This window comes from Methylibium sp. T29, assembly GCF_000576205.1.
Lineage (GTDB): Bacteria > Pseudomonadota > Gammaproteobacteria > Burkholderiales > Burkholderiaceae_C > Methylibium > Methylibium petroleiphilum.
The window spans coordinates 1-4065 of sequence record NZ_AZND01000276.1; the positions used below are offsets into that span (position 1 = coordinate 1).

The 4065-nt window shown below is 72.8% G+C and carries 5 protein-coding genes; 1 reads left to right on the plus strand and 4 read right to left on the minus strand.

All coding sequences use genetic code 11. The annotated features are described in order from the left end of the window. From x551_RS19280 to x551_RS19290, 3 genes are all read right to left on the minus strand, one after another. Nucleotides 1-1623: lysylphosphatidylglycerol synthase domain-containing protein (locus x551_RS19280; protein ID WP_161728086.1), on the minus strand; the 1623-nt coding region annotated here is incomplete at its 3' end. A gap of 31 nt (nucleotides 1624-1654) precedes the next feature. Continuing rightward, a complete protein-coding gene (gene rraA, locus x551_RS19285) occupies nucleotides 1655-2161 on the minus strand; it encodes a ribonuclease E activity regulator RraA (protein ID WP_036250313.1) in 507 nt (168 codons plus the stop codon). Continuing rightward, nucleotides 2158-2649: an Lrp/AsnC family transcriptional regulator gene (locus tag x551_RS19290; protein WP_036235574.1), complete on the minus strand. Its 492-nt coding sequence runs from the start codon at nucleotides 2647-2649 to the stop codon at nucleotides 2158-2160. The genes rraA and x551_RS19290 overlap by 4 nt, the downstream gene beginning before the upstream one ends. A gap of 103 nt (nucleotides 2650-2752) precedes the next feature. Between x551_RS19290 and x551_RS19295 the strand changes: the two genes are divergently transcribed. Continuing rightward, a complete protein-coding gene (locus tag x551_RS19295; RefSeq protein ID WP_036250315.1) occupies nucleotides 2753-3676 on the plus strand; it encodes an EamA family transporter in 924 nt (307 codons plus the stop codon). Between the two features lie 15 nt (nucleotides 3677-3691). Here the strand turns inward: x551_RS19295 and x551_RS19300 are convergent. Next, the coding region (locus x551_RS19300; RefSeq protein ID WP_036250321.1) for an META domain-containing protein at nucleotides 3692-4065 on the minus strand (374 nt) is incomplete at its 5' end.

Sequence of the window (4065 nt, forward strand, 5' to 3'; positions counted from 1 at the left end):
CTCCTCGGCCGTGGCCGGCGCCGCGCCGCCAGCCGGCGGGCGCAGCAACTGCCACAGGCCGAACGCCAGGCCGATCAGTGCCACGCCCATCAGCGCGCGCAGCGAGCGCGGCGCATGCGCGTCGAGCTCGAACTGCCACCACAGCCGGTTGCTGTAGGCGACCTCCTGGTAGGCGAAGAACAGCACCCACGCGCAGGCGGCGATCACGCCGCCCAACGCCAGCAGCCACCCGGGCTCGAGACGCTGCGCGAACAGCGAGGAGCGGCGGTCGAACTGCCGGCGCGAGATCAGCAGCAGCAGCGCCAGCGTCGACAGCAGCGCCGCCTCGTGCAGCGCAATGCCCTTGGGCAGCGCCAGCACCGCCGCCACGACCGCCAGCACCAGCGCCGCCCACCAGGCCGCGTCGAGCCGGTGCAGCAGCCCGCGCGCGACCAGCAGCAACCCCAGGCCGGCGACGCTGCCGAGGAAATGCGAGGCCTCGATCAGCGGCAGCGGCAGGTCGAGCGCTGCGAGGATCTGCCGCGCATCCTCGGTCACCGGCGTGACGCCCGAGACCAGCAGCCACAGGCCGGCCACCAGCGTCAGCGCAGCCATCAACCGAGGACTGAGGCGCACCGCCAGACGGCCGACCGGCGCGGCCACGCCGGAGCGCAGTTCGTAGGACGCCAGCAGCGCCGTGGCGAGCACCAGCGGCAGCACGTAGTAGAGACCTCGGTAGAGCAGCAAGGCGCCCAGCATCGCCTCGGTCGGCACGTGCGCGCCGCTGGCCAGCAGCATCACCGCCTCGAACACGCCCACGCCGCCTGGCACATGGCTCAGGATGCCGGCCGTGATCGCGATGGCATAGAAGGCCATGAAGGTCGGCAGCGCGATGCGGTCGTCGGGCAGCAGGAACCACAGTGCCGCGGCCGACGCGCCGAGCTCGAGCGCCGAGATCACCAGCTGGCGCAACGCCAGGCCCGCCGACGGCAGCCGCAGCGTCCAGCGCGGGCCCACGCTCAGCGTGCGCTGCCGCAGGCACAGCCCCAGGAAGACAGCCAGCGCCAGCAGCAGCACCGCGGCGCCGGCGCGCAAGCCTCCTGGTCGCGTGTGCAGCAGCGACGCCACGTCGTCGGCCCCCCACAGCAGCCCGAGCGCGCCGAAGGCGGTGATGCCCAGCGTGAACGCGGCAGCGTTGAAGGCGATCACCCGCGCGATCTGCGGCGGCGCCAGTCCGGCCGCGGCGTACAGCCGCATCCGCACCGCGCCGCCGGTGAGCGGGCCGAGGCCGATGGTGTTGGCCAGCGCGTAGGCGACGAACGAGGTCAGCAGCACCGTGCTGCGCCCGACCCTGGCGCCTGCATAGACCAGCGCCGACGCGTCGTACCCGGCCAGCGCGAGATAGCTCGCCGCGGTGGCGAGCAGCGCGAACGCGATGTCCGACGGCGGCGTGGCGTGCATCGCGGCCATCACGTCGGCATAGCGCACCTCGCGCAGCAGGCCCTGCAGCGCCAGCGCCACGGCACCCGCCAGCAGCATGGCCAGTGTCGTGAGCACCCAGGGCCGCAGGCGCGGCCACCACTCGCCCAGCCAGGGCGCGGGCGGTCGGGGTCCGAGCAGCGACGCGGGGCTGGGCTCGGTCACGGGGCAGCGGCCCTGCGGCAGGCGATCGCGCTCAACCGGCCGGCGACGGCATCACGACGACGCCGTCTTCATCGGCATACAGCCAGTCTCCCACCTGCACCCACACGCCCTGCACCTGCACCGCCACGTCGCGCTGGCCCTCGTTGCGCTTCTCGGTCGGCAGCGGCATCAGCGCCAGCGCGCGGATGCCCACCGCGCTGGCCGCCAGCTCCGCCGCGTCGCGCACGCACCCGTTCACCAGCACGCCGGCCCAGCCGTTCTTCGCGGCGGCCGCGCCGATGTTGCCGCCGACCAGCGCGCGGCGCAGCGAGCCGCCGCCGTCGACCACCAGCACGCGGCCCTGGCCGGGTTCGTCGAGCGCGAGCTTCACCAGGCTGTTGTCCTCGAAGCACTTCACCGTGCTCACCGGCCCGGCGAACTTGGCGACGCCGCCGTAGCTGTGGAACACCGGCGGCAGCACGCGGAAGGCGCCGTCGGTGTCGTTCTTGTGCGCGTCGCACAGGTCGCAAACTGCAAATTCGGGGGCCGGGCCGCTCATGCGTTCTCCACTTTCCTGATCGGGGGTTTCACGTCCTCGCGGCGCGGCGGCAGCATCGGCTGGTGCTCGCGCGCGGGGTTGAGGATGATGGCGGTCGAGGTCTCGGCGAGGATGCAGAACCTGGTGACCACCGCGTCGAGATGCGCCACGTCGATCACGGCGATCTCGAGGATCCAGCTGTCCTCGCCGGTCACGTTGTAGGCATTGATGACCTCGGGCGTCTGCTGCACCAGCTTCACCACGCGTGCGTACTCGGCGCGGCCCACGCGGATCATCGCGCGGATGCCGTAGCCCAGCGCCTGCAGGTTGACCGTGGCGCGGTAGCCGGTGATGACGCCGGCCGCCTCGAGCTTGCGCACGCGCTCGGTCACGGCGGGCTGGCTCAGGTGGACGCGCCGGCCCAGCTCGGCCATGCTCAGCCGGGCCTCGGCCTGCAGTTCGGCCAGGATGCGCGTGTCGTAGGCGTCGAGACTCATCGCGGCGGACATGATGAAGCCTAGCACGCGATTTTCCTGCGAATCGAAGGCCGCGACGCCGTCTTTCCTTGATTGCTCTCTTCAACCCCCGCGCGCCGCTCCCTAGCATCTGCGCATGAGTTCGCTGGCCCCTCCCCTGAGCCCACCGCACCCTGCGCTGTCGCCGCTGGTGCTCGCCTGCCTCGCCGCCACCTGGCTGGTCTGGGGCTCGACCTACCTTGCGATCAAGTTCGCGCTGGTCAGCTTCCCGCCCTTCCTGCAGATGGGCTCGCGCTTCCTCGTCGCCGGCGCGCTGCTGGCGGCGTGGATGCGCTGGGTGAAGCAGGTGCCGTGGCCGAGCGCCCGGCAGTGGCGGCACGCACTGCTGGTCGGCGCGCTGATGCTGGGCGGCGGCATGGGCGGCACCGCCTATGCCGAGCAGAGCGTGGGCTCCGGCCTCGTGGTCGCCTTCATCGCCGTGGTGCCGGTGATGATGGCGGCCGGCCTGATGCTGTGGCGCGTGTTCCCGAGCCGGCTCGAGGCGGCCGGCATCGCCATCGGCCTGGCCGGGGTGCTGATGCTGACCCGGGGCGCCGGCTTCCAGGCCTCGACGTCCGGCCTGGCGGCGATCGCGCTGGCCTGCCTCACCTGGACCGCCGGCAGCCTGCTGAGCCAGCGCCGCACGCCGCTGGCGCCCGGCGCGATGGGCTTCGCGAGCGAGATGCTGTGCGGTGGCGTGGTGCTGCTGGCGATGGCCGCGCTGCATGGCGAATACGCCACGTTCGCTCGCCAGGGGGCGCCGGCACCACTGGCCCTGGCGGCCTGGCTCTACCTGGTGGTGTTCGGGTCGCTGATCGCCTTCAACGCCTACATGCTGCTGCTCGCGAAGGCGTCGCCGGGGCTGGCGTCGAGCTACTGCTTCGTGAACCCGGTGATCGCGCTGCTGCTCGGCGTGTGGCTCGGCGGTGAAACCGTCAGCGGCTACGAGTGGGCCGCGGCCGGCGTGGTGCTGGTCGGCGTGGTGCTGCTGCTCGCCGGACGGCGGCCCGCGGCGGCCTGAGTCCGGCGCGGACGTTCAGGGCTTGGCGTCGATGCGCGATGCGCGCAGCAGCACCGCGCCGTCGGCATCGGCCAGCGTCAGGAAGCCGTGTGGCGGCACGCGCGCGCTGGCCGCGCGCTCCAGCGCCGTGAGCACGCGGTCCTCCTGCTCCATGGCCTGGGTGGCGCAAGCCATGCGCGTGGTGACGATGGGGCCGATCTTCAGCGTGTTGCCGGTGAGCGTGTAGCGACCGCGCAGCGTGTTGCAGCTGCCGTTGCCGGCCAGTTGGCCGTCGGGGCCGAAGTCGACGCGGGCCGCGCTGCGGTCGAGCAACGGCTCGCTGCGGGCCTGCTCGATGCGCCAGGCCCCGAGCACGGCCGGGTCGGGCGCTGCAGCCACGTTCGGCGGGG

Excerpts from the sequence above, each read along its gene's own strand:
- x551_RS19290 (WP_036235574.1), bottom strand. The coding sequence starts at position 2,649 with ATGTCCGCCGCGATGAGTCTCGACGCCTACGACACGCGCATCCTGGCC.
- x551_RS19295 (WP_036250315.1), top strand. The coding sequence starts at position 2,753 with ATGAGTTCGCTGGCCCCTCCCCTGAGCCCACCGCACCCTGCGCTGTCG.
- rraA (WP_036250313.1), bottom strand. The coding sequence starts at position 2,161 with ATGAGCGGCCCGGCCCCCGAATTTGCAGTTTGCGACCTGTGCGACGCG.